The sequence below is a fragment of the Clostridium sp. N3C genome (genome assembly GCF_900095445.1).
Lineage (GTDB): Bacteria > Bacillota > Clostridia > Clostridiales > Clostridiaceae > Clostridium_AU.
The window spans coordinates 1-3,283 of record NZ_FMJL01000058.1; the positions used below are offsets into that span (position 1 = coordinate 1).

Genomic DNA, 3,283 nt, shown 5'->3' on the forward strand with positions numbered 1-3,283 from the left:
CTCATATATAAGGCTTTCTAGCTTTTTAGAATCCAATCTAACATTGATATATCCCTTATTAATAAGGGCAATTATAGATTTCATACCCTGTATTATAGCTATATATATGATAAATATCCCCATTAAATTCAAATGAAGCCAAAAGGCTTTATAATATATATTATAAAATCTATGTTGAGCTAATTCTAATAAGCCAAAAGCAATAAAAATAACTCCCATTATTCCAAATAGAACCCATCGCTTAACCTTTATTCCTGGCCTTAACCAATCAGTGAACTTCATAGCTTGATACCACCTCTATTAATATCCTCATTAATATCTCTATGCTCAATAGTTACTTTATGTCCCTTAGATTGGAGTCTTTCATAAATAGCATTTGCTATAGCTACTGAACGATGTCTACCACCAGTACATCCAATAGAAAGAATCAACTGCCTCTTTCCTTCTTTTATATAGTTTGGTATCAAGAACTCAAGCATATCCTCTAATTTCTTAATAAATTCTCCTGTAACATCATGCTGTAACACATAATCACTGACTGGTTTATCGATACCAGAATATTGTTTAAGCTCAGGAATATAAAAGGGATTAGGTATAAATCTTACATCAAAAACTAAATCTGAATCTACAGGAATACCATACTTAAATCCAAAAGAAAGCACAGTTATCATAAGTTCTATCTCTGTTTGACCTTCTTCTCCGTATATTTCTGTAATCTTTTGTCGCAGATCCCATATAGATAATTTTGTAGTATCTATAATATTATCTGCCTTATTTCTCATTTCACTTAATTTTTTTCTTTCTAAAGCAATCCCCTGCAACACTCTACCTTCTGGAGCTAAAGGATGCTTTCTTCTAGACTCCTTATATCTCTTTATAAGTACTTCATCGGAAGCATCCAGATATAAAATCTCATAACTATACTCCATTTCCTCTAAATGCTTCAAACTTTCAGACAAGGCATCAAAAAACTTTCCACCTCTTATATCCATAACCAAGGCAATCTTATCTATTTTACCATCAGTTTGAAAACAAGCCTCTGCAAATTTTGAAATTAAGGTAGGAGGCAAATTATCAACGCAAAAGTACCCCAAGTCCTCAAGACTTCTCATCGCTTGTGTCTTACCTGCTCCGGACAATCCTGTAACAATTACAAATCTCATTTAAATCCTCCTCTATATTCTTAAATCTATGAGCTTACACTCAATAATCTTATAATCCACTACTCTTTAAACTAATTGCAGCTTTTTAATTTTATTCATCTATATAAATACATTGATAGATTAAAACATTGATAAAAACTTTAGTAATACAAACCTAATATTTATGATACAACTATATTTGCATTTTATATATTTTTTGAAATATTACTACATTTGTCAAAGCCTTACTAACAATGTTAATCAATATAGTTGTATTAGTACAGTTCTTATTTTTTTATTATAACATACTGAAAGCATAAATAAATAGGAATTTAAAATAAGATATTAAGGGACGGTTAACAGAACTTAAACTTGAAATTGGGGACGGTTAACAGAATTTAGATAATATAGTTAATAAATTGAGACAGTTAACATGATTTTCATTAATACAGTTTCTTTGTCCTTTATAGTAAATATCTCTTTTGTTAAATGCTGGTTTAAAAATAAGAAATATAAACCATTTTTTAATTAAAATAAGAGAAGCAATCTTATACTTTCTGGAAGTTTAAAGATTGCTTCTCTTATTCTCTAAAATTAATTTTTTATCAAGCAATTTAATAACATTCCTATTATGAAATGACTATTGAGGTAACATTATAAATCTAATAATAAACAGAACTGCTAAAACATAAATTATTGGATGAACTTCCTTATACCTTTTAGTGAAAACCTTCATTAAAGGATAGAAGATTATACCAGCAGCAATACCGTTTGCTATACTATAACTAAAAGGCATGATTACTATAGTAAAGAATGCTGGAAGCGCTTCTGTAAAATCACTAAAATCTACTTCTTTAATTGATTCTAGCATTAATATTCCTACTACAACTAAAGCTGGGGCTGTAGCTTCTGTTGGAACAATTCCTACGATCCCACCCATAAATAGAGATAGTATAAATAAGAAAGATACTACAGCACTAGAAAGACCGGTTCTAGCCCCTGCTGCAATACCAGCTGCTGATTCTACATAAGTTGAAGTAGTTGTTAATCCAAAAATTCCGCTTAAAGTAGTAGATATAGAATCGGATATTAAGGCCTTTTTCATATTTTTAATCTTTCCATCTGGTAGAACCATATTTGCTTTATTAGCAGTTCCTACAAGAGTACCTATTGTATCAAAAAGATCCACAAGGCTGAAGGTTAGAACTACCATTATCACACTAGTAATAGCACCTATAATACCTGTTCCATTTTGTGATAATAAGCCCTTAAAATCCATTTGGAAGAATGTTGGCGCGATGGATTTTGGCATACTTAATAATTGAATATTGCTAAAATTAGTAACTCCCATTGGAATACCGATTAAGGTTGTTATTAATATAGCAATAAGCATACCTCCTCTTACATTTTTAGCAACCAATATTCCCATTATTGCAATACCAATAATAGTTAATAAAGTTTTAGGATTAGTAAAGTCACCGAAGGCAACTAATGTATCTGGACTTGATACTATTACCCCACCACTTTTTAAACCTATTAAAGTAATAAACAATCCAATACCGCTGGTCATAGCTACTTTAATATTTTGTGGAAGAGCCTCGACTATCTTTTCTCTAATAGACGTAACTGTAATTATGATAAATAGAATACCTGAAATACAAATTGCTGCAGCCCCTTGCTGCCATGTATATCCAAGAGTTAAACATACACTATATGTAAAAAATGCTGTTAGTCCTATACCAGGAGCTAAAGCAAAAGGCAAATTAGCATATAAGGCCATAATCAAAGTGCCAATTGCAGAAACTATACACATAGCAGTAAATGCAGATCCCACATAAGGGTCATTTAAAACTGTAAAAACGGCAGCTCCGTCCCCTTTAATTCCTTCTGCATTCATACCAGAAATTTTTAGAACATTAGGTATTACAAGAAGTGCATAGGCCATTGTAATAAAAGTTGTTAATCCTCCTATGACCTCTGTCTTAACATTTGTCTCATTTTCCTTTAACTTAAATACTCTTTCTAATAAGTTTTTCTTGTTATCTTTGGTATTACCCTGCGTCATTTTAAATATCCTCCTGTTCTTAATAATTTTTCATATGTAGAAAAATAAAAAAATCCCCTAACGTGGACTCTCAATA

Annotated in this window: 2 protein-coding genes and 1 pseudogene; all 3 read right to left on the reverse strand. The window is 31.0% G+C overall.

What is annotated here, in order from left to right; all coding sequences use genetic code 11:
* Positions 1-282, reverse strand: a pseudogene (locus N3C_RS12935) (hypothetical protein); the annotation flags it as partial.
* On the reverse strand, positions 279-1,163 hold the full coding sequence (gene rapZ, locus N3C_RS12940) for an RNase adapter RapZ (protein ID WP_074366437.1): 885 nt from the start codon (positions 1,161-1,163) through the stop codon (positions 279-281). The pseudogene N3C_RS12935 and the gene rapZ, both read right to left, overlap by 4 nt.
* Positions 1,164-1,782: 619 nt before the next feature.
* Positions 1,783-3,207: an NCS2 family permease gene (locus tag N3C_RS12945; RefSeq protein WP_074366438.1), complete on the reverse strand. Its 1,425-nt coding sequence runs from the start codon at positions 3,205-3,207 to the stop codon at positions 1,783-1,785.
* Positions 3,208-3,283 lie beyond the last annotated feature (76 nt).

Coding starts and splice junctions, on each gene's coding strand:
- rapZ (WP_074366437.1), bottom strand. CDS start 1,163: ATGAGATTTGTAATTGTTACAGGATTGTCCGGAGCAGGTAAGACACAA.
- N3C_RS12945 (WP_074366438.1), bottom strand. CDS start 3,207: ATGACGCAGGGTAATACCAAAGATAACAAGAAAAACTTATTAGAAAGA.